The organism is Streptomyces sp. NPDC004752, assembly GCF_053601275.1.
This window is the reverse complement of record NZ_JBSGBN010000034.1, coordinates 51,714-73,698: the sequence shown is the minus strand read 5'-3', so window position 1 is coordinate 73,698 and position 21,985 is coordinate 51,714. Positions and strand designations below refer to the sequence as shown.

At 71.1% G+C, this 21,985-nt stretch carries 18 protein-coding genes; 12 read left to right on the top strand and 6 right to left on the bottom strand.

Annotated features, from left to right (window positions below; all coding sequences use genetic code 11):
- The first annotated feature begins 375 nt into the window (after window positions 1-375).
- The 5 genes from ACWEKM_RS16835 to ACWEKM_RS16815 all read left to right on the top strand — a co-directional run bounded on the left by ACWEKM_RS16835 (window position 376) and on the right by ACWEKM_RS16815 (window position 4,060).
- Entirely contained in the window at window positions 376-1,191 is an 816-nt protein-coding gene (locus tag ACWEKM_RS16835) for a phosphatase (protein ID WP_451621927.1), read from the top strand.
- Between the two features lie 129 nt (window positions 1,192-1,320).
- Window positions 1,321-1,530 carry a helix-turn-helix domain-containing protein gene (locus tag ACWEKM_RS16830; RefSeq protein ID WP_067299677.1) on the top strand — a complete coding sequence of 70 codons (210 nt, stop codon included), beginning with the start codon at window positions 1,321-1,323 and terminating at the stop codon, window positions 1,528-1,530.
- A 132-nt stretch (window positions 1,531-1,662) separates the two neighbouring features.
- Window positions 1,663-1,761, top strand: coding sequence for a 30S ribosomal protein bS22 (locus ACWEKM_RS16825; protein WP_003948845.1), 99 nt, complete (start codon window positions 1,663-1,665; stop codon window positions 1,759-1,761).
- Between the two features lie 179 nt (window positions 1,762-1,940).
- Window positions 1,941-3,002 (top strand): NAD-dependent epimerase/dehydratase family protein, encoded by a 1,062-nt coding sequence (locus ACWEKM_RS16820; RefSeq protein WP_451621926.1) that lies wholly within the window; start codon window positions 1,941-1,943, stop codon window positions 3,000-3,002.
- Window positions 3,003-3,016: 14 nt separating this feature from the next.
- The gene (locus ACWEKM_RS16815; RefSeq protein ID WP_451621925.1) at window positions 3,017-4,060 is read left to right on the top strand and encodes a lysophospholipid acyltransferase family protein; all 1,044 of its coding nucleotides are present in this window, start codon (window positions 3,017-3,019) and stop codon (window positions 4,058-4,060) included.
- Between the two features lie 146 nt (window positions 4,061-4,206).
- Here ACWEKM_RS16815 and ACWEKM_RS16810 read toward each other — a convergent pair whose 3' ends face one another.
- From ACWEKM_RS16810 to ACWEKM_RS16800, 3 genes are all read right to left on the bottom strand, one after another.
- Window positions 4,207-5,475, bottom strand: a complete 1,269-nt coding sequence (locus ACWEKM_RS16810) for a DUF5667 domain-containing protein (protein ID WP_451621924.1) — start codon at window positions 5,473-5,475, stop codon at window positions 4,207-4,209.
- A 248-nt stretch (window positions 5,476-5,723) separates the two neighbouring features.
- The gene (locus tag ACWEKM_RS16805) at window positions 5,724-6,557 is read right to left on the bottom strand and encodes an ECF subfamily RNA polymerase sigma factor, BldN family (protein WP_451621923.1); all 834 of its coding nucleotides are present in this window, start codon (window positions 6,555-6,557) and stop codon (window positions 5,724-5,726) included.
- A 543-nt stretch (window positions 6,558-7,100) separates the two neighbouring features.
- The gene (locus ACWEKM_RS16800) at window positions 7,101-8,057 is read right to left on the bottom strand and encodes an HAD family hydrolase (protein ID WP_451621922.1); all 957 of its coding nucleotides are present in this window, start codon (window positions 8,055-8,057) and stop codon (window positions 7,101-7,103) included.
- Window positions 8,058-8,186: 129 nt separating this feature from the next.
- Here ACWEKM_RS16800 and ACWEKM_RS16795 point away from each other — a divergent pair, with 129 nt between their 5' ends.
- The 6 genes from ACWEKM_RS16795 (at window position 8,187) to hemB (ending at window position 15,467) form a co-directional block, all read left to right on the top strand.
- Window positions 8,187-8,471 (top strand): glutaredoxin family protein, encoded by a 285-nt coding sequence (locus ACWEKM_RS16795; protein WP_451621921.1) that lies wholly within the window; start codon window positions 8,187-8,189, stop codon window positions 8,469-8,471.
- A gap of 281 nt (window positions 8,472-8,752) precedes the next feature.
- Complete coding sequence (locus tag ACWEKM_RS16790; RefSeq protein WP_451621920.1) at window positions 8,753-9,514, top strand: redox-sensing transcriptional repressor Rex; 762 nt, start codon at window positions 8,753-8,755, stop codon at window positions 9,512-9,514.
- Entirely contained in the window at window positions 9,511-11,301 is a 1,791-nt protein-coding gene (locus ACWEKM_RS16785; RefSeq protein WP_451621919.1) for a glutamyl-tRNA reductase, read from the top strand. Before ACWEKM_RS16790 ends, ACWEKM_RS16785 begins: the two co-directional genes overlap by 4 nt.
- Complete coding sequence (gene hemC, locus ACWEKM_RS16780) at window positions 11,298-12,296, top strand: hydroxymethylbilane synthase (protein WP_451621918.1); 999 nt, start codon at window positions 11,298-11,300, stop codon at window positions 12,294-12,296. Before ACWEKM_RS16785 ends, hemC begins: the two co-directional genes overlap by 4 nt.
- The gene (locus ACWEKM_RS16775) at window positions 12,293-13,999 is read left to right on the top strand and encodes a uroporphyrinogen-III synthase (protein WP_451621917.1); all 1,707 of its coding nucleotides are present in this window, start codon (window positions 12,293-12,295) and stop codon (window positions 13,997-13,999) included. Before hemC ends, ACWEKM_RS16775 begins: the two co-directional genes overlap by 4 nt.
- A gap of 475 nt (window positions 14,000-14,474) precedes the next feature.
- Window positions 14,475-15,467, top strand: coding sequence for a porphobilinogen synthase (gene hemB / locus ACWEKM_RS16770; RefSeq protein ID WP_451621916.1), 993 nt, complete (start codon window positions 14,475-14,477; stop codon window positions 15,465-15,467).
- Between the two features lie 139 nt (window positions 15,468-15,606).
- Here the strand turns inward: hemB and ACWEKM_RS16765 are convergent, their stop codons facing one another.
- Together ACWEKM_RS16765 and argS are read right to left on the bottom strand one after the other, a co-directional pair.
- The gene (locus ACWEKM_RS16765) at window positions 15,607-16,461 is read right to left on the bottom strand and encodes a DUF4253 domain-containing protein (RefSeq protein WP_451621915.1); all 855 of its coding nucleotides are present in this window, start codon (window positions 16,459-16,461) and stop codon (window positions 15,607-15,609) included.
- A 110-nt stretch (window positions 16,462-16,571) separates the two neighbouring features.
- Window positions 16,572-18,398 (bottom strand): arginine--tRNA ligase, encoded by a 1,827-nt coding sequence (argS, locus tag ACWEKM_RS16760; protein ID WP_451621914.1) that lies wholly within the window; start codon window positions 18,396-18,398, stop codon window positions 16,572-16,574.
- Window positions 18,399-18,525: 127 nt separating this feature from the next.
- Between argS and lysS the strand changes: the two genes are divergently transcribed.
- Window positions 18,526-20,265: a lysine--tRNA ligase gene (lysS, locus tag ACWEKM_RS16755; protein WP_451621913.1), complete on the top strand. Its 1,740-nt coding sequence runs from the start codon at window positions 18,526-18,528 to the stop codon at window positions 20,263-20,265.
- Window positions 20,266-20,384: 119 nt separating this feature from the next.
- Here the strand turns inward: lysS and ACWEKM_RS16750 are convergent, their stop codons facing one another.
- Window positions 20,385-21,899 (bottom strand): DUF2637 domain-containing protein, encoded by a 1,515-nt coding sequence (locus tag ACWEKM_RS16750; protein WP_451621912.1) that lies wholly within the window; start codon window positions 21,897-21,899, stop codon window positions 20,385-20,387.
- Between the last annotated feature and the right edge of the window lie 86 nt (window positions 21,900-21,985).

Sequence of the window (21,985 nt, the reverse complement as noted above, 5' to 3'; positions counted from 1 at the left end):
GGGGGTTGCGTTGTCGGCTGCGGCGCCGTTGTGGCTGGTCGCGCAGTTCCCCGCGCCCCTTTGGGGTGCTGCAGACTTTGGGGCGCTGCCCTCGCAGGTCGGCTGGACCGGGGCGTTTGTGAGCGTTGGGTGGGGGTTGCGTTGTCGGCTGCGGCGCCGTTGTGGCTGGTCGCGCAGTTCCCCGCGCCCCTTTGGGGTGCTGCAGACTTTGGGGCGCTGCCCTCGCATCGACACAGTCGCGCCCCTTTGGGGTGCTGCCGCATGCCACTTCGCTTGATCGCTCAGCAGCTCTGTTCTTGGCCGTCGTTGGGCCATGTGTGGGGTTCTTGCGGGTTTTTGACCCGGTGGTGCCTGTGGTCCGTCAGCATCACTTGCGTGTTGAGCACCGGAGCGCTCCGTGCGCATCTGTTGGCCGCCCGTATCGCCGGGACGGTGGCCACCTCGCGGGAGGCGAGCCTGCGCAGTTACCGGCTCTTCGCCGCTCGTGATCCCCGTGTCCTGATCGGGATTGATCCCGAACTGTCCTGGGAGCAGAGGGACTTGATCGAGCTGATGGCGAGTAGATGCGGGGTGTCGGCTGATCCCCGGCACACGTCCGGCCCTGATGTGATCGACCCGGAACTGACCGTGGCCGCGCTGGACGCCTTCGCGGAGCGGATCGCGGTCGCGGCCCGGCACGGCGCGCCGGTGCTGTTCGGCACCGGGCACCCACACCGCCTGCTCGGGTTCTACGCAGCCTTGGCGGACGCCCTGTCGGCGGCGGGATGTGACGTTCTCACCCCCGCGCAGGGTCGCTGTGTCGACATAACGACCCGGTTCGGACTACGTACCCACAACCTTGATTACGTACGGGGAGTCGCGCTGGTCCGAGCGGCCACGGCCGAACGCCCCGGTGGTGAGCCCGGCGCACACACGCACTCCCCGCTGCCGGTTCGGACCGTACTGGCCGCCGCGGCGGAGGCCGGCGGGCCGCTGCCCGAGCTGGTGATCGGGGACCACGGCTGGGTCTGCGGAGCAGGTCAACTGGGGTTCGAGGCCATGGGCCTTGCGGACACCGACGACCCCGCCCCGTTCGTGGGTGAGGCCGAGGGGCGGGTGTCCGTCGTCGTTCCACTTGATGACGCGGTGCGGTCCGCTTACTACCGTCCGCTTACCCGCTACGTACTCAAACGAGCGTGTCTGTCACAGTAGGCCGCCGATGGGTGCACCTCTTCCCCACTCGCATCACCCGCATCTAGTCTGGGGAGTGAGCGCGCAACGACGAAGAGTCACCGGAAGGGGAAGCCGGTGGCCGTCGAGTGCGGAAGGTTCAGGTGTGTGATGGCTGCTGGCGAGAGGCCTCTGAACGAGGTCGTATTCCTTACCGTGGCGGAAGTCGCCGCGGTGATGCGAGTGTCGAAGATGACCGTGTACCGGTTGGTGCACAGCGGTCATCTGCCCGCGATCCGGGTGGGGCGGTCCTTCCGCGTCCCGGAGCAAGCGGTCCACGAGTACCTCCGCGAGAGCTATGTGGGGGTCGAAACGGCCTGACGGCGGCTCCGGGCGGCCGCCCGGAGCACCTCGATTACGACCTCAGCCCTGGGGCGGGTAGGCTAGCCCCTCGTAGGTCGTATGGGCCCATGGCGCCCAGCACCGAGTGATGAGAAGTGAGCGAGGGTAGTCGTGGGCTCTGTTATCAAGAAGCGGCGCAAGCGGATGGCCAAGAAGAAGCACCGCAAGCTGCTCAAGCGCACGCGCGTTCAGCGTCGCAACAAGAAGTAGGGTTCGACGCGAGCCGCGAGAGCTACGCCTGTGGCCCCCCATCCGGAGCGATGGGGGGCCACAGGCGTATTCCGACTGGGGAATTTCGGTCGCCTCGGGCATCGGGTGGTCATCACAGCGCAACGTCGACCCGCTAAGTTGACTCGAACACGGGGGCATACGGAAGAGAGGCGCTGATCTTGGGCAAGGTCGTGCTCGTGACCGGCGTGGCCCGGCAGCTGGGCGGCCGCTTCGTCCGGCGGATCCAGCGTGACCCCCAGGTGGACCGAGTCGTCGCCGTGGACGCGGTGCCGCCCGAGCACCACCTCGGCGGGGCCGACTTCATCCAGGCCGACATCCGGCAGCCCACCATCGCCCGGGTCCTCGCCGAGACGGCCGCCGACACCGTCGCACACCTGGATGTGACCGGCATGGCGCTGGGCAGTGGCAGCCGGGCCACGGTCAAGGAGACCAACGTCATCGGCACCATGCAGCTGCTCGGGGCCTGCCAGAAGTCGCCGACCGTGCGGCGCCTGGTCGTCAAGTCCAGTACCAATGTGTACGGGTCGGCGTCCCGCGACCCCGCCGTGTTCACCGAGACCACCCCGCCCAAGTCGCTGCCCAGCGGAGGCTTCGCCAAGGACACGGTGGAGGTCGAGGGGTACGTACGCGGTTTCGCGCGGCGGCGCCCCGACGTGGCCGTGTGCGTTCTGCGCTTCGCCAACATCCTGGGGCCCAACGCCGACACACCCCTCGCCGCGTACTTCTCGCTGCCCGTCCTGCCGACCGTGTTCGGCTACGACCCGCGGCTGCAGTTCGTGCATGAGGACGATGTGATCGACGTGCTGCGGATCGCCGCGCACGAGCCGGCCCGGTCCACGCTCAACAGCGGCACGTTCAATATCGCCGGCGACGGTGTCCTGCTGCTCTCGCAGTGCTCCAGACGCCTCGGGCGGCCCACGGTGCCGCTGCTGCTGCCCGCGGTCACCTGGACCGGCTCGCTGGTGCGTACGCTGGGTATGACGGACTTCTCACCCGAGCAGATCCGGTTGCTCACCCACGGCCGGGTCGTGTCGACCGATCAGATGCGCGAGACCCTCGGGTTCCAGCCGAAATTCACGACCGCGGAGAGCTTCGCGGACTTCGCGCGCAGCCGCGGTCCCGGGCTGCTGCCGCCGGAGGTCCTGGCCGGGGCCATCGACCGGATCGCCGCGCTGTCCCTGCCGGGCAGCGGCCACCCCCAGACGCAGAGCGCCGATTGAGGAGCGCAGCAACGATGCCGGACGCCAAGGTCATTCCGTTCGACGACGACCGGTCCCGCGGCTCCGCCGTGGCGCGGTCCGCGCGGCGCCGGAGCACGGGGAGCCGGCGCACGGGCGAGCCCGCGGCGGTGCGCGAGGTCCAGCCCCTCCCGGGACGGTACCCGGCGCAGGATGAGGTTCCCGTGACCGGAGAGGAACAGCCGCCGCAGCAGCGGGACCGTGGCCTGGAGCAGCGGGTCGCTAGCGGCCTGGCCTTTCTGCGCCGGCGGCTGACCGGGGACTACGAGGTCGATGACTTCGGTTACGACGAGGAGTTGACCGACCAGGTCCTGATGTCCCTGTTGCGCCCGGTGTACGAGAAATACTTCCGGGTCGATGTGAAGGGCATCGAGAACGTCCCGGCCGAGGGCGGTGCGCTGATCGTCGCCAACCACTCCGGGACGCTGCCGTTGGACGGGCTGATGATGCAGGTCGCCGTGCACGACCACCATCCGGCGGGCCGGCATCTGCGGCTGCTCGCGGCCGATCTGGTGTTCGCGCTGCCGGTGGTCAACGAACTCGCCCGCAAGCTGGGCCACACCCTGGCCTGCGCGGAGGACGCCGAGCGGCTGATCGGGGCGGGTGAGCTGGTCGGGGTGATGCCGGAGGGTTTCAAGGGCATCGGCAAGCCCTTCAGTGAGCGGTACAAGCTCCAGCGGTTCGGGCGGGGCGGCTTCGTCTCCACGGCGCTGCGCAAGGGCACGCCGATCATCCCCTGCTCGATCGTCGGGGCGGAGGAGATCTACCCGATGATCGGTAACGCCAGGACCGTGGCGCGGCTGCTGGGGTTCCCGTACTTCCCGCTGACGCCGACCTTTCCGTGGCTGGGGCCGCTGGGCGCGATCCCGCTGCCGACGAAGTGGACGATCCAGTTCGGTGAGCCGATCCCGACGGAGGGCTATCCGCCGGAGGCCGCGGACGACCCGATGCTGATGTTCAACCTGACCGACCAGGTCCGCGAGCAGATCCAGCACACGCTGTACAAGCTGCTGGTGCAGCGCCGGTCGGTGTTCTTCTAGGGCCTGTTCTCGGCAGTGCCTCATCAGGACGGCCTCATACAGGACGGCCTCATACAGGACGGCCTCATCAGGAACGGTCTGCTCAGGACGGTGGGGGCCCCTCACGGGAGGGGCCCCCACCGTCGCGTGTGTGCCCTGTGGTCGGCCTAGTCGGCGTCCTCGCTGTCGATGCCCAGGCCGGGCAGCAGGCCCGGCAGCAGTGGCGGGAGGGTGATGTCCGGCTCGCTGCTGGGGGTCTTGCTGGTGGACGGGGAGGCGGCGCTGCCGCTGCTCTTCGGTGGGTCGAGCAGCCCGCCCGTGCCTCCCCCGATCAGGCCCTCGTGGACGCTGCCGGTGGCCGAGTCGCTCGGGCTGCTGCTGCTGGACTCGCGGCCGGCGGAAGAGCCGTGACCGGCGCTCGGCGTCGTCGGGTGGCGGGTGCCGGAGGAGCCCTCGGACGGGGAGCCGGAGCCCTCCTGTGCGCCCTCGCCGGTCCGGGCGGGGGACCGCGGGAGCAGGGACTGGAGCGGCCCGACCTCTTCGTCTATGGCGTCGAAGACGGACGAGACCTGGTCGCTGACGTCCCCGAGCTGGACCGGGAGCCTGTCGCGCACCGCGCCCCACACCTCGCGGTGGGAGCGCGAGAAGGTGGACAGGGCCTGGATGGGGCCGAGCGAGCCGGGATCGCGCTCGTACGCCTCGTGCAGCAGGCGGTGGCCCTCGGTGACGTCGTGCTGCATGCCCGAGAGGGTGCGGCGGATCTCACCGATCGACTCGTGGTCGAGGTGCCCGCCGCGATCACGCTCCAGCAGCCGCCGGGCCTCACTCAGCCGGGTCGATGCCTGGTCGAGGTAGGTCTGGCCGCGCTCGTCGTCCCCGTCGGCCAGGTAGGTGAGCTTGAACTCCTCGATGCCCCGCTTGAGGCCGTACAGCGAATCGCCGGGCAGGGCGTCGGAACTCGCGGCGGCGACGCCCCCGAAGGCTCCGGCGGCCACTCCGACGCTGAGTCCGCCCGCCGCCAGCCCCTTGGTCAGCCGGGTACGCGGTCGGAGCTTCCCCAGCGGGCTCGCCCGGTGCGCCCCCCTGGCCCGGTGGGACCGGCTGCCCGTCTCCCACCACCGCCCTTCCGCGTCGGCCGCTTCGCTCCTTCTCCTCTGCTCGGGCACCGTAGGGCCGGCCGCCCCGCCCTCCTGCAGCATGGCCTCCATCGCGGCCACGAGCTGGGCCCGCTGGACGACCTTGACCTCCGGGTCGAGCTGCGGCTTGGGCAATGCGCCGAGATCCGTGGCGAGGGCCAGCAACTCGCCCTGCTCCGTCCGTTCGCCGGCCGGCGCCGGGCCCTCGGACTGCTCGGCCGCCGTGTCCCGGGCGGACTGCTCCTCCAGGGCCTGGGCGAAGGCGTTCGCCCGCCGGTGGGCCGATACGTTCGCGATCACTGGCGGCACCTCCTCTCGTCATGACGGTCGGACTCCCCAGGGGGTCCTGAGGGTTGCACGCCCATGACCACTTCCACACGATCAGGTGATCAGGGTCGGCCATGACGTGACCACAGGGAGCCTGTATCCCGCACAACGACTGGCGCGGCACTTGGGTTACGGACGACGGATGATCGGCTGGGAAAGTCAACGGGCTTTAACGGAACGTGATTTGGGCGTCGCGCTCGGTGTCGGCGCCCGGCCGGACGTCAGCGTACGTCGTCCGGCAGGAGCCGGGCGAGGGTGCGCACGGCCCGGTACTGGAGGGTCTTGATGGCGCCTTCGTTCTTGCCCATCACACGGGCGGTCTCCGCGACGGAGAGGCCCTGGAGGAAGCGGAGCGTCACGCACTCCTGCTGCTGCGGGTTGAGCCGTCGTACGGCGTCCAGCAGGGCCGCGTTGGAGAGGGATTCCAGGACGGAGTCCTCGGGGGAGCGTTCCACCTCGTTGGCGTCGAGCATCTCGCCGGTGGTGACCTCCAGCCGGAAGCGGCTGGACTTGAAGTGGTCGGCGACCAGGTTGCGGGCGATGGTGACCAGCCAGGCGCCGAAGTCCCGGCCCTGCCAGGTGAAGGTGCTGATGCGGCGCAGGGCCCGCAGAAAGGTCTCGCTGGTGAGGTCCTCGGCGGTCGCCTTGCCGCCGACCCGGTAGTAGATGTACCGGTACACGGTGTCGCTGTACTGGTCGTAGAGGCGGCCGAACGCCTCGGCCTCGCCGGCCTGGGCGCGCTCGACCAGGTCCATCATCCGGGCGCTGTCGCTGTCCGCGGCCGGCCGGCGGGCGGTGGCGGCGCCGGTCGCGCGCCCTCGTCTGCCGGCCACCCGTCCGTCGCCCGAACGCCGCCCCTCGACGACGGCGCTGCGCGCCGGGCCCTGCTCGATGCCGTCGGCGAGTGCGTAGCACGGGCCCACGGGGGCGGCGGTGGCGAAGGCGGGGACGGCGTAGGCGGTGGGGACGAAGCCGCGCAACGCTTCTTGAACCGTTGTGACCGTTGCGCGCAGCGTAGCCAGGCCCGAGGCGTCAACCCCGACGTGTGGGTACACGGGACTCCCAGAGGCAGAGCTTCCATCACGTGCAGTGCGGGACCGTTCACCCGTCGTGGCGACGGAGAGGTACCGGTTTGCGTCTGAGGAGAATAACGCTTCGTGCAGGCACTGCTACGCCCAGTTGCTCAAATCATCGATTACGTCGCTTCCGTAACCGATTGACGCCCCATCAAGTGTCGCAGATTGACCGCTTGTTGATCAGAAAAGTGCGTGTTTCGGCGAGTGGGGGGCGTGTTGGTGGGCGTGCGGCATCATGCGGGCGCCGGGCCGCGGCGGGCGCCCGGCCAGACGGTGCGGCCGCGGCGGGCGGATGGTGCGGCGGGTGGGCGGTGCGGTCGGGTGGGTACCGGCCCGGTTGCTCGGCGTCGGCACGTTCCGGTCCGGACGTCAGGGCGGCACACAGGTCGGACCGCAGGGCGTGAGGCGGCTCACGGCGTACTACCCCGCGCCCGTCGTCGGACCGGGCCCGATCGACGGCGTGGCGATACCGGGCCCAGGCCCGGGGGCCAGGGCCCGTCGGCGGTGCGGCGGTGCGGGTCGCTACCGGCGGCGCCGGTGCAGGGCGATCGCCGCGGCCGTGCCGCCCGCCACCGCGCCGACGCCCGCCGCCGCGGGGATGCCGACCTTCGCCGCCTTGCGGCCCGTGCGGTAGTCGCGCAGCCGCCAGTCCTTCTCGCGGGCGTGCTTGCGCAGCTTGGCGTCCGGGTTGATCGCGTAGGGGTGGCCGACCAGCGACAGCATCGGGATGTCGTTGTGCGAGTCGCTGTAGGCGGCGCACCGGGCGAGGTCCAGGCCCTCCGCCGCCGCCAGCGCGCGGACCCCCTCCGCCTTGGCCGGGCCGTGCAGCGGCTCGCCGACCAGCCGGCCGGTGTAGATCCCGTCGACGGACTCGGCGACCGTGCCGAGCGCGCCGGTCAGACCGAGGCGGCGGGCGATGACCGTGGCGATCTCCACCGGGGCGGCCGTGACCAGCCACACCTTCTGGCCCGCGTCCAGGTGGGCCTGGGCCAGCGCCCGGGTGCCCGGCCAGATGCGCTCGGCCATGTACTCGTCGTAGATCTCCTCGCCGATCGACTTCAGCTCGGCGACGCGGTGGCCCTTGACGATCGACAGCGCGGAGTCGCGGGCGTCCTGCATGTGCTCGGGGTCCTCGACGCCGGCCAGCCGGAACCATGCCTGCTGCCAGGCGAACTTGGCGAGGTCGCGGGTCTCGAAGAACTTCCGCTTGTACAGGCCCCGGCCGAAGTGGAACAGTGCGGCGCCCTGCATCACGGTGTTGTCCAGGTCGAAGAAGGCCGCGGCCTTGTCGTCGCCGAGCACCGGGAACTCGGGTTCCTGCGCGGTGGCGTCCGAGGCGTCCTGGATGTCCTGAGCGTCCTGGGCTTCCTGGGCGTCCTGCGAGGACTTGCGCGCTGCCTCCGCGGCAGCCTCGCCTGCCAACACGCTCCGCGCCGTGGCGGAGCGCCTACGGGGAGTGAGCCATCCTAGAGCGGCCATGGCGTGAGCATAGCCACTTTGTTCGGTGCTTCCGGAGTCCAGAGGTTTGGACGGTGTGAACTCTCCACGACCGAGCCGTTAAAGAACCGAGGCGAGAACTGGTCCCCAGGTGACCGCGAGCGCGCGAGAATGGCCGGTATGAGTCCCCTCTTTCGCAGGAAGCCGCCGTCCCCCGGGGATCGGCGCGTCACCCTGATCCGCAAGCCCGGGTGTCATCTGTGCGATGACGCGCAAGCCGTGGTGGAGCGGGTGTGCGGCGAGCTGGGGGTGCCCTGGGAACGGCAGGACATCACCGAGGACGCAACGCTGCACGACCAGTACTGGGAGCAGATCCCGGTCGTACTCGTCGACGGTGAACAGCACACCTTCTGGCGGGTGAACGAGGACCGGTTGCGAAAGGAACTGACCGGCTAGTGCAAGGGGCCGTGGAAAGTCGCCTAGGATCGAGCGCGTTTGGTCTCGGGGGCGGGATTTATTGAGGAGAGTGTTCGGTTTTGCCCCCATGGAGACAGGGACGTCATCGCAGGTGTACCGGTTCCGTACGGTCATGTCGGGGGTGCGTGACCCCGGTCACGTTGGCCGGACAAATCGGACACTGTCTTTGTGCACGCGTTCACAAAGACATAGCCTGCTGTCGACGGGGCGGTCCGGGGACGTATGACCGCCCGCGGCGCCGCTCTACCCGCAGGAGCACCGTGGCAACTGGCCGAACTCACCGACCGGCGACCCGCAGCCGAGGGATTCCCGAGGCCACCGTCGCCAGGCTTCCGTTGTACCTCCGCGCCCTGACGGCGCTGTCCGAGCGTTCGGTCCCCACGGTCTCCTCGGAGGAGCTGGCCGCCGCCGCGGGGGTCAACTCCGCGAAGCTGCGCAAGGACTTCTCCTACCTCGGCTCCTACGGGACCCGGGGTGTGGGGTACGACGTCGAGTATCTCGTCTACCAGATCTCCCGCGAACTGGGCCTGACCCAGGACTGGCCGGTTGTGATCGTCGGTATCGGTAATCTGGGCGCGGCGCTGGCCAATTACGGCGGGTTCGCCTCACGTGGCTTCCGGGTCGCCGCGCTCATCGACGCCGACCCGGCGATGGCGGGCAGGCCCGTCGCGGGCATCCCCGTCCAGCACACCGACGACCTAGAGAAGATCATCAAGGACAACGGCGTGTCGATCGGCGTGATCGCCACCCCCGCGGGCGCCGCCCAGCAGGTCTGCGACCGCCTGGTCGCCGCCGGTGTCACCTCCATCCTGAACTTCGCGCCGACCGTGCTGTCCGTCCCGGACGGCGTCGACGTGCGCAAGGTCGACCTCTCCATCGAGCTGCAGATCCTCGCCTTCCACGAGCAGCGCAAGGCGGGCGAGGAGGCGTCTCCCGACGGCGTCGGGCCGCTCACCGCCACCCGCGAGGAGTCCACCGACCAGGGGCCCGACGGGGACGTACCCGCCGTGATGCCTGCATGAGTCTCCTAGTCGTCGGTCTGAGCCACCGCAGCTCCCCGGTCAGCGTCCTGGAACGAGCCGCGCTCACCGCGGACGCCCAGGTCAAGCTGTTGCAGGACACGGTCGCCGCCGAACCGGCCGCCGAGGCGGCGGTGCTCGCCACCTGCAACCGGATCGAGCTGTACGCCGATGTGGACAAGTTCCACGCCGGTGTCGCCGAGCTGTCCACGCTGCTCGCCCAGCACAGCGGGCTGAGCCTGGACGAGCTGACCCCCCACCTCTATGTGCACTACGAGGACCGGGCCGTGCACCACCTCTTCTCGGTGGCCTGCGGACTGGACTCGATGGTCGTCGGCGAGGGCCAGATCCTCGGCCAGATCAAGGACTCCCTGGCCAGGGCACAGGAGTTGCACACCGCGGGCCGCCTGCTGAACGACCTGTTCCAGCAGGCTCTCAGGGTCGGCAAGCGCGCCCACTCCGAGACCGCCATCGACCGCGCGGGACAGTCCCTGGTCAGCTTCGGCCTGGAGCAGCTGGCCGCGGGCGCGGCGGTGCAGTCCTGGGCGCGCGGCAAGAAGGCGCTGGTCATCGGCGCCGGCTCGATGTCCTCGCTGGCCGCGGCCACGCTCGCGCGAGCCGGTGTCGCCGAGGTCGTCGTCGCCAACCGGACCGTCGAGCGTGCCGAGCGTCTCGCGCAGATCCTCGCCGCGGCCGGTGACACGGACGTGGTGGCCCGCGCGGTACCGATGGACGCGGTGCCGGCCGAGCTGACACGTGCCGACGTCGCCGTCTCCTGCACCGGCGCGACCGGGCTCGTCCTGACCGCGGAGACGATCGCCGCGGGCGTCGAGGGCCGTACCGGCGTCCCCGCCACCGGCACCGACGGCCGTACGAGCGCCTCGTCCGCCCAAGCCACCCCGGCCGCCCTGGCCGGACCGCGCGACGGTGCTCGGGACCGTACGGCCGCCGTGCGTGACGCGGTGTCGTCCGCCGGTCCGGCGGGCGACGAGCGCGAGGAGAGCTGCCCGCTCGACCTCTCGGCCGTGCAGGGCACCGCCGCCTTCTCCGTGCTGGGTGAGGCGGCCGTGGCCGGCATGGCCGCCGCCGAGCTGGAGCAGCACGCGGTCTGGGTCGACAAGGGCGACGCCACCGGCCGCGCGCAGCGCAGGCCGGGCACCGAGGCCGACCCGGCCGACGACGCCGACGCGATCGCCGCGCTGGCCGCCACCGTCGCGGCGGCCGGTCGCGTCCCCGAGCGCCGCAGGCCCGAACCGGTCGCCGAGGTCCCGCGCCCGGCGCCCGCCCTTTTCCTCCTCGACCTCGCCATGCCCCGCGACATCGACGCGGCCGCGCACCGGCTGGCCGGGGTGCGGCTGGTGGACATCGAGTCGCTGGCCGAGGCATCCGCGGACGCCCCGATGGCGGCCGACGTCGACCAGGTGCGGCGTATCGTCTCCGACGAGGTCGCCGCCTTCGGGGCGGCGCAGCGGGCGGCGCACATCACGCCCACCGTGGTCGCCCTGCGCACCATGGCCGCCGCCGTCGTCGCGGGCGAGATCACCCGGCTCGACGGACGGCTGCCCGACCTGGACGAGCGCCAGCGCGGCGAGATCAGGCAGGCCGTGCACCGTGTGGTCGACAAGCTGCTGCACGCGCCGACCGTACGGGTCAAGCAGCTCGCGGCCGAGCCCGGCGGCGCCGGGTACGCGGACGCGCTGCGGACCCTGTTCGACCTCGACCCCGAGACGGTGGCCGCCGTCTCCCGAGCCGAGGACAGCACAGACGAGAAGGACCGAGGGCCAGCATGAGCAAGAGAGCGGCGCTGCGGCTCGGGACCAGACGGAGCAAGCTCGCCATGGCCCAGTCCGGGCAGGTGGCGGACACCGTGAGCCGGGCGGCCGGACGTCCCGTGGAACTGGTCGAGATCACCACATACGGCGACACCTCCCGCGAGCACCTGGCGCAGATCGGCGGCACGGGCGTGTTCGTGGCCGCGCTGCGCGAGGCGCTGCACCAGGGCGAGGTGGATTTCGCCGTGCACTCGCTCAAGGACCTGCCGACCACCCAGCCCGACGGGCTGGTGCTGGCCGCCGTGCCCGCGCGCGAGGACCCGCGCGACGTGATCGTCGCCCGCGACGCGCTGAAACTCACCGACCTGCCCCGCGGCGCGCGCATAGGCACCGGCTCGCCGCGCCGCATGGCCCAGTTGAACGCGTACGCGCGTGGCCACGGGCTGGACATCGAGACGGTCCCGATACGTGGCAACGTCGACACCCGCATCGGATACGTCCGCGGCGGCGAGCTGGACGCGGTGGTGCTGGCCGCCGCCGGCCTCAGCCGCCTCGGCCGCATCGACGAGGTGACCGACTTCCTGTCGGTCGACACGGTTTTGCCCGCCCCCGGCCAGGGGGCCCTGGCGATCGAGTGTGCCGCGGACAACGCGGATCTGATCGCCCTGCTCGGCGAACTCGACGACCCGTTCACGCGGGTCGCCGTCACCGCCGAGCGCTCACTGCTCGCCGCCCTGGAGGCCGGTTGCAGCGCCCCTGTGGGCGCACTGGCCGACCTTCCCCCACTCTCGGCTCCGCTCGAGCGGGGGGACCCCCATGCCGACGGGCAGATTGTCAAGGAAATGCGCCTGCGGGGCGTCGTCGGCACGACCGACGGTTCCCGCATGGTGCAGTTGTCCACCACCGGTCCCGTGCCCGAGACGGACGACCGGGCAATGGCGCTCGGCCGCGAACTCGCCACCGAGATGCTTGCCCAGGGCGCGGCCGGTCTGATGGGGGAGCGAGCACATTGAGCCCCACCACCCTTCCCGCCGGCCTGGAACACGGGCACGTCACCTTCCTGGGTGCCGGACCCGGGGATCCGGGACTGCTGACTCTGCGCGCCGTGGAGGCGCTGGCGAACGCGGACGTCCTCGTCGTCGAGCACGACGTGCTGGACGTGGTCCGCGCCCACGCCAGACAGGGCGTCTCCGTCCTGCGTGTCGACGCGGATTCCTTCATTGATACGCAGCCGGGCCCGGGCACGTCTCAACGAGCGGTTATTGACGGCGCGTCAACAACCGCTGGGATCCCATCGACGCGGGATGCCGCTCATCTTGTCATGGAGGCCGCGCGAGGCGGCAGGCGGGTCGTCCGTGCGGTGTCCGGGGACCCCGGGCTAGACGCGTACGCCGCCGAGGAGATGCTGGCGTGCGCCGCCGCCGGGGTGCCCTTCGAGGTGGTCCCCGGCATCGCGTCCGCGGTGGGCGTGCCCGCGTACGCGGGGGTGCCGCTGCGGGACGCGCAGGGCGCCGACGTCCGGTTCGTGGACGCCCGCACCGCCTCGGACCGGTGCTGGACCGAGGTGGGCGCGTCGGACGGCACGGTCGTCGTGTCGACCACGCTGGACTCGGTCGCCGCGGCGGCCGGTGAGCTGGTGGCCGCGGGCCGCAAGCCGGACACCCCGATGACGGTGACCGTCGCCGGTACGACGACCCGGCAGCGCACCTGGACCGCCACCCTCGGGACCATCGCGCAGACCCTGAAGCAGGCGAAGGCGCTGCCGTCCCCGGATGGCGGGCGCCCGGTGATAGCCGTGGTCGGCGAGCGTTCCGCCGCCGCCCAGCGCGACCAGCTGTCGTGGTTCGAGTCCAAGCCGCTGTTCGGCTGGCGGGTCCTCGTGCCGCGTACGAAGGAGCAGGCGGCGTCGCTCTCCGACCAACTGCGGTCCTACGGCGCCGTGCCGCACGAGGTGCCGACGATCGCCGTCGAGCCGCCGCGGACGCCCCAGCAGATGGAGCGGGCCGTGAAGGGCCTGGTGACCGGGCGGTACGAGTGGATCGCCTTCACCTCCCTCAACGCCGTGAAGGCGGTGCGGGAGAAGTTCGAGGAGTACGGGCTCGACGCGCGGGCCTTCGCGGGGATCAAGGTCGCCGCGGTGGGGGAGCAGACGGCGAAGGCGCTGATCGCCTTCGGTGTGAAGCCGGACCTGGTGCCGAGCGGGGACCAGTCGGCCGCGGGTCTCCTGGAGGACTGGCCACCGTACGACCCGGTCTTCGACCCGATCGACCGTGTCTTCCTGCCGCGGGCCGACATCGCGACCGAGACGCTTGTCGCCGGGCTGATCGAGCTGGGCTGGGAGGTGGACGACGTCACCGCCTATCGGACCGTGCGGGCCTCGCCGCCGCCGGCGGAGACCCGTGAGGCGATCAAGGGCGGTGGCTTCGACGCCGTGCTCTTCACGTCGTCCTCGACCGTGCGGAACCTGGTGGGCATCGCCGGCAAGCCGCACAACGTGACCGTGATCGCGTGTATCGGCCCCGCCACGGCGAAGACCGCGGAGGAGCACGGGCTGCGGGTGGACGTGATGGCTCCGGAGCCCTCCGTGCACCGGCTGGCGGAGGCGCTGGCCGACTTCGGCATGAGGCGGCGGGTCGCCGCGCTGGAGGCAGGGGATCCGGTGACGCGGCCCAGCGAGCGGCGACCGGGGGCACGCAGGCGGCGCAACTCCGGCTGACGACTCGACCCTGACACGGTTCGCCGTATCGCATCGGAATGGCTCCGATGCGGTACGGCGAACCGTTTCTGCAGAGCGGGTCGTGAACTCGGTGGCCGCGGACGCCTGTTCTTCCGCGGCATGCGGGAGGAACGCGGTCCAGCTGGTGGGGGTGTCCAGGTGGTGGGGGTGAGGGTGAGGTGGGGGCCGTGCGGGTTCTTGGAGCCGCGGATCAGGATCTGGCGGAGGTGGCGGCCACGTCGACGCAGGACGGCCCGTCATCCGTGCTGTGGCCGCTCAATTCCGCGCCGCGGGGATGAGCCTCGTACGGGAGCCCGGGAGCCCGGGAAGCGGTGAGCCGGTGGCCGGGGCGGCCGGGGAGATCCGACCCGTCCGTGCAGGCCGTGGGCGGGGGTTCGCGGCGGGTTTCCCGGAGGTCCGGAGGCCGACTGGCCGTCGGCAAAAGGGGGGCCGGGGCGGGCGTAGCGTAGAAGCCATGACGAAGTACGGATCTTTCCCCGGTACGCGTCCCCGTCGGCTGCGCACCACCCCCGTCATGCGCCGCATGGTCGCCGAGACCCGGCTGCATCCGGCGGACTTCATCCTGCCCGCGTTCGTGCGGGAGGGCGTGCGCGAGCCCGTGCCGATCGCCGCCATGCCGGGTGTCGTGCAGCACACCCGCGACAGCCTGAAGAAGGCCGCCGCGGAGGCGGTCGAGGCGGGGATCTCCGGGATCATGCTGTTCGGGGTCCCCGAGGAGGCCAAGAAGGACGCGATCGGAACTGCGGGGACCGACCCGGACGGGATCCTCCAGGTCGCGATCCGCGATGTGCGGGCCGAGGTCGGCGACGATCTGCTCGTCATGTCCGATGTGTGCCTGGATGAGACCACCGATCACGGGCACTGCGGAGTCGTCGACGCGCAGGGGCGCGTCGACAACGACGCCACCCTGGAGCGGTACGCCGAGATGGCCCAGGTGCAGGCCGATGCCGGTGCCCATGTGGTCGGGCCCAGCGGGATGATGGACGGGCAGATCGGGGTCATCCGGGACGCCCTGGACCAGATCGGGCGGGAGGATGTGGCGATCCTCGCCTACACCGCCAAGTACTCGTCCGCCTTCTACGGGCCGTTCCGGGAGGCCGTCGCCTCCTCGCTCAAGGGCGACCGGAAGACCTACCAGCAGGACCCCGCCAACGGGCGTGAGGCGCTCAGGGAGTTGGCGCTGGACCTGGCGGAGGGGGCCGACATGGTGATGGTGAAGCCGGCCGGGCCCTACCTCGACATCCTGGCCCGGGTCGCCGACGCGGTGGACGTGCCCGTCGCCGCCTACCAGATCTCCGGCGAGTACTCGATGATCGAGGCCGCCGCGGAGAAGGGCTGGATCGAACGGGACCGGGCGATCATCGAGACGCTGACCGGCATCAAGCGGGCCGGGGCGCGCAACATCCTCACCTACTGGGCCACCGAGGTGGCCCAGCGGCTGCGCTGACCTCCGCCTTCGGGGCGCGGCCCGGCTGTCCGGAGACCGCCCGGACCGGACCGACTGCTGAGCCGACCCGTACGGCCCGTGCGGTCCGGATGGAGCTGGGTGCGGTCCGGACCGGCCGGGCGGGTGCGGGGGCAGCGGATCAGTCCCACCAGAAGGTCCAGGCCCGTTCGCCGATCAGGTCCTCGGCGTAGTCGCCGAGGTCGCCCGAGCCGTTCTGGGTGAGGTTGTCCGGGCAGAACGCGAAGTGTTCGGCCGCCAGCGCCTCCGCCTCGGCCCGGGTGGCGGGCGGCGCGGCCACGGAGACGACCAGCGTGTCGAAGCCGAGGGCGACCACTCGTATGCCGAAGCGGTCCTCCCACGAGCGCAGCACCGCGCAGAGCCGGGCGACGTCGTTCTCATGGTTGACCGGGCCGGACCAGCCGATGACGGCGGGGATGTCGGCGGAGCGGCGGGCCGGGACGAGCGCCAGATGCGGATCCTTGAACCCGGCGGGCGCGTGGCCGCCCGTGTCGGCGCCGCTCAGCAGGTCGGCGATCTGAGCGGCGCAGGCGCCGGGCTCGACGGTGAGTGATCCGGCGGGCGCCAGTCCGGGCCAGTCCGCCCCGAACGGTGCCAGGAACCGGGCCAGTTCGGGATCAAAGCCGTCCTCCTCGCCGTCGTCGCCCGCATCCTCCCAGTACTCCGCGAGCACGTCCTCGGCGTCGTGGTCCCCCGGATACGAGGTGTCCGGCGGGGACAACTCCCACTGCTCCGGGCCGCCTTGGGGGGTGCCCAGATCGAGGAGCACGGGCAGCAGGCCCACCCGGCCGGCCGGTACGCCCAGCGCCGCCCAGCTGCCGGGGGCGGCCGACTTCTCGGCGTGCCACAGCAGGGGCTCCGGCCAGGGCCCGTCCTCCGTCGCGTCGATCAGTCGTCCGGGCGGGAGCCGGAGCCCCAGGGAACGCCCGCTCGGGTCGGCCGCCAGTTTGGGCAGCGGGTTGGGAAGAGTCGCCATGCGGCGACTGTACGGGCAGCCACTGACAACGCGAACGGCCCCCACCGGAAGGTGATTCCGGCAGCGGCCGTGCGTGCCTGAGTGCGGTGGCCTGAGTGCGGTGGTGTGGGTCAGAGCCGCTCGGGCGTGCGGATGCCCAGCAGGCTCATGCCGCGGTGCAGTGTGCGGGCCGTGAGGTCGACGAGGAACAGGCGGTTCGCGGTCTGCTCCGGGGTGTCGGCCTTCAGGACCGGGCACTGGTCGTAGAACGCCGTCAGCAGCGTGGCCAGGTGGTAGAGGTACGCGGCCAGTTTGTGCGGTTCGCCCGCCGTGGCCACCTCGTGGAGCGTCTCGGCGAACTGGTCCAGGTGCAGGCCCAGCGCGCGCTCGGCCGGCGCCAGCGGCAGCTCCGGGTGGGCGGCCGGGCGGGCCTCGCCCGCCTTGCGCAGGATCGACTGGATACGGGCGTACGCGTACTGCAGATAGACCGAGGTGTCGCCGTTGAGCGAGACCATCTGGTCGATGTCGAACTTGTAGTCCCGCACCGCCGATGTGGACAGGTCCGCGTACTTCACCGCACCGATGCCGACATACCGGCCGTTCTCGACGATCTCCTGCTCGGTCAGGCCCACCTTCTCGGCCTTCTCGCGGACGACCGACGTGGCCCGGCCGATCGCCTCGTCCAGGAGGTCGACCAGCCGGACCGTCTCGCCCTCACGCGTCTTGAACGGCTTGCCGTCCTTGCCGAGGACCGTACCGAACGCCAGATGCCGTGCCGTCGCGTCCCCGTTCAGCCAGCCCGCCCGGCGGGCCGTCTCGAAGACCATGTTGAAGTGCAGCGACTGGCGGGCGTCGACCACGTACAGCAGCGTGTCCGCCTTCAGGTTGAAGACGCGGTCCCGGATCGCCGACAGGTCCGTCGCCGCGTAGCCGTAGCCACCGTCGGACTTCTGCACGATCAGCGGGACCGGCTTGCCGTCCGGGCCCTTGACGTCGTCGAAGAAGACGCAGAGCGCGCCTTCGGAGCGGACCGCCACGCCGGACTCCTCCAGGAGGCGGCAGGTCTCGGCCAGCATGTCGTTGTACCCGGACTCGCCGACGATGTCCGGGTCGCGGATCTCCATGTCCAGCTTCTCGAAGACCGAGAAGAAGTAGATCTTCGACTCGTCCACGAACTTCTGCCACATGGCGAGCGTGTGCGGCTCGCCGGCCTGAAGTTCGACCACCCGGCGCCGGGCCCGCGTCTTGAACTCCTCGTCGGCATCGAAGAGTTTGCGCGCCGCCTTGTAGAGGCGGTCCAGGTTCGACATCGCCTCCTCGCCCGAGGCCGCGGCGTCCTCGCCGGCCTTGTGGTCCAGCTCGTGCGGGTGCTCGTCCAGGTACTGGATGAGCATGCCGAACTGGGTGCCCCAGTCGCCGATGTGGTGGCGGCGGACCACGTTCTCGCCGGTGAACTCCAGGATCTGGACCATCGCGTCGCCGATGACGGCCGAGCGCAGATGGCCGACGTGCATCTGCTTCGCCACGTTCGGCTGGGCGTAGTCGATCACCGTCGTGCCGGGGTCGGGGGCGTGCGGCACGCCGAGGCGGCCCGTCTCGTCCGCGTACCGCTCCGCGAGGTTCCGGGTGATCGCGCCGTCGCCGATGGTGATGTTCAGGAAGCCGGGCCCGGAGACCTCGATCTTCTCGATGATGGTCTCGGTGATGGTCTCGGTGCTGGTTTCGGCGATGCTTTCGGTCACCTCATTGGTGACGACCTGGGAGACGACCTCGGTCGCCAGCTCCCGCGGGTTGGCCTTGGCCTTCTTGGCGAGCGCCAGGATCCCGTTGGCCTGGAAGTCCGCCCGGTCGCTTCGTCGCAGCAGCGGGTCCGTGGAGTCGGCGTCCGGCAGGGCCGCCGAGAGGGCCGCCGCGAGACGCTGCTGTACGGAGTCGCTGAGGGACGTGACCGAGGCCATAGGAAGGGGTGCCGTTCTCCTCGTGGGAATGGATGGTCCCGGTCAGTATCCCACGGGGGGTAAAGCGGTTTTCCCGGTCGCGGGCCCGTCTGTGACAATGGAGCGTCAACCGTTCAGATAGAAGGACGTGCCGATCGTGGCTCAGAGCACCGAGACCATCGACTGGGTCTCCCGTTTCGCGGATGAGGTCATCGAGGAGTCGGAGCGTCGGGCCCCGGGCAAACCAGTCGTCGTCGCGTCCGGCCTCTCCCCCTCCGGCCCCATCCACCTGGGCAACCTGCGCGAGGTCATGACCCCGCACCTGGTCGCCGACGAGATCCGCCGCCGCGGCCACCAGGTCCGGCACCTGATCTCCTGGGACGACTACGACCGCTACCGCAAGGTCCCGGCCGGCGTCGCGGGCGTGGACGAGTCCTGGGCCGAGCACATCGGCAAGCCGCTGACCTCCGTGCCCGCGCCGCGGGGCTCCGCGTACCCGAACTGGTCCGAGCACTTCAAGGCCGCCATGGTCGGGTCGCTGGCCGAACTGGGCGTGGAGTTCGACGGGATCAGCCAGACCGCGCAGTACACCTCCGGCGCCTACCGCGAGCAGATCCTGCACGCGATGCGGCACCGCGGTGACATCGACGCGATCCTCGCGCAGTACCGGACCAAGCCGACGGGGAAGAAGCAGTCGCAGAAGCCGGTCGACGAGGCCGAGCTGGAGGCCGAGGAGGGCTCCGGCGCGGCGAGCGAGGACGACGGCAGCTCCGGCTCCGCCGGCTACTTCCCGTACAAGCCGTACTGCGGCGGCTGCGAGAAGGACCTCACCACCGTCACCGCGTACGACGACGACAGCACCGAGCTGACGTACACCTGCGGCGCCTGCGGCTTCACGGAGACCGTCCGGCTGAGCGAGTTCGACCGGGGCAAGCTGGTGTGGAAGGTCGACTGGCCGATGCGCTGGGCGTACGAGGGGGTCGTCTTCGAGCCCTCCGGTGTGGACCACTCCTCGCCGGGGTCCAGCTTCCAGGTCGGCGGCCAGATCGTCGGGATCTTCGGCGGTGAGCGGCCCATCGGCCCGATGTACGCGTTCGTCGGGATCAGCGGCATGGCGAAGATGTCGTCGTCCCGCGGCGGTGTGCCCACCCCGGCCGACGCGCTGAAGATCATGGAGCCTCAGCTGCTGCGCTGGCTGTACGCCCGCCGCAGGCCGAACCAGTCCTTCAAGATCGCCTTCGACCAGGAGATCCAGCGTCTGTACGACGAGTGGGACAAGCTCGCGGCCAAGGTCGCCGAGGGCGCCGTGCTCCCCGGGGACATCGCCGCCTACACGCGCGCCGTCGGCACGGCCGCCGGCGAGCTGCCGAGGACGCCGCACCCGCTGCCGTACCGCACGCTGGCGTCCGTCGCCGACATCACCGCCGGCCACCAGGACCAGGCCCTGCGCATCCTGTCCGAACTCGACCCGGCCGATCCGCTGGGCTCGCTCGACGAGGCGCGTCCGCGGTACGACAGGGCCGAGGCGTGGATCAACACCCAGGTCCCGGCCGACCAGCGCACCATCGTGCGCGAGGAGCCCGACGCCGAGCTGCTGAAGTCACTCGACGAGCGGGGGCAGCAGTCGCTGCGGCTGCTGCTCGACGGGCTGGCCGAGAACTGGTCGCTGGACGGGCTGACCCACCTCGTGTACGGCGTGCCCAAGGTGCAGGCCGGGTTCTCCGCCGACGCCACGCCGAAGGAACTGCCGCCGGAGATCAAGACCGCCCAGCGGTCGTTCTTCGCGCTGCTCTACCACCTGCTCGTCGGCCGTGACACCGGTCCGCGCCTGCCCACGCTGCTGCTGGCGGTCGGCCAGGACCGGGTACGGGCCCTGCTCGGGGAGTGATCCCTGCACATCCCGGCACGATGACGAAGGGGCGCCCGGTAACCGGGCGCCCCTTCGTCATCGTGCCGGGTCGGGCGGCGGGCCCTCGTCGTTCGCGTCGTTCGCGTCGTTCGTGGGGCTCAGGCGATGTGGTCCTCTTCCAGTTCCGCGGTGTGGCGGTTGGTGAAGCGGCTGACCAGACGCTTGGCCTCGTCCCCGGGCAGCGGCGTGCCGAACTCGGCCTCGACGTTGTCGCCGAACTCACGCGGGGTCGGATAGCTGCCGTTGATCGACTTCTTGAACACCTGGTAGTACGAGTCCTCGTCCGGCTTCGGGGGCGGGGTGCCGCCGCCCCCGCCCAGCTCCCGGGTGCGGTTCGGGCCCACCGGGATCGGGAAGCTGCCGGTGTCCTCGGGGGAAGGGGCGGGCGCCTCGGGCTCCTGGTGCGGCGGCTGGTGGTACTGCGGTTCCTGGTAGGGCCCGTCCACCTGCTGGTTCCGGTGCGGCGGCTGCTGGTGCGGTCCGTCCACCCGGTGGTCCTGGTACTGCGGCTCCTGGTGCGGCTCGTCCATCTGCTGGTCCTGGTACTGCTGGTCCTGGTGGGGTCCGTCCAGCCGTCGGTCCGGGTACTGGCGTGCCTCGAACCACTGCTGCTCGTACTGCTCGTCGGGGCCGTACCCGGGGCCGTATCCGGGCTCGTACGCCGGGTCGTAGCCCGGGTCGAACGAGGGGTCGTAACCGCCCTGGTAGCCGGCGTGCTGGGGGTTCGGCTGGAACCAGGGGCTCTGCTCCGGATCCTGCGCGGCCTCCGGCTGCCCGGCGTCCTGCTTGACGAGACCGGGGTGCTGCTGCTCGTCGACGGGCGCCGACGGCTGCTGGACGGGTGCCGGCTCGGCGGCCGCCCGGTCGGGGGCGACGGCCGCCGGCAGCTCCGCCTGCCGGGGCGGCGCGGGTATCAGCGCCGGTTCGATGCCCGCCGCCGCCAGGCCCGAGGGCGCCGTCTCCCCGAGCGGCACCCCGTACTTGGCCAGGCGGAGTGGCATCAGGGACTCCACGGGGGCCTTGCGGCGCCACGCGCGGCCGAAGCGGGAGCGCAGCCGTGCCTGGTACACGAGTCGTTCCTGCTCCAGCTTGATCACCTGCTCGTAGGAGCGCAGCTCCCACAGCTTCATGCGGCGCCACAGCAGGAACGTCGGGACGGGGGAGAGGAGCCAGCGGGTGAGGCGGACGCCCTCCATGTGCTTGTCCGCCGTGATGTCGGCGATACGGCCGATGGCGTGCCGGGCGGCCTCGACCGAGACCACGAACAGGATCGGGATCACCGCGTGCATACCCACGCCCAGCGGGTCGGGCCAGGCCGCGGCGCCGTTGAAGGCGATCGTCGCCGCGGTCAGCAGCCAGGCCGTCTGGCGCAGCAGCGGGAAGGGGATACGGATCCAGGTCAGCAGCAGGTCCAGGGCGAGCAGGACGCAGATGCCCGCGTCGATGCCGATCGGGAAGACGTAGGAGAACCCCCCGAACCCCTTCTTGAGGGCCAGCTCACGGACCGCCGCGTAGGAACCGGCGAAGCCGATGCCGGCGATGATCACGGCGCCGGTCACGACCACGCCGATGAGAACCCGGTGCATCCGGGTCAGCTGGATTGGCGCGGCCACCCGTACTCCCCTCCCTTTGCGTGTGGTTGCGCGCAACAGGGTGGCACATGTGTGCGGTGCGCGTGTCGCCGGTCCGTCAGCAGGCC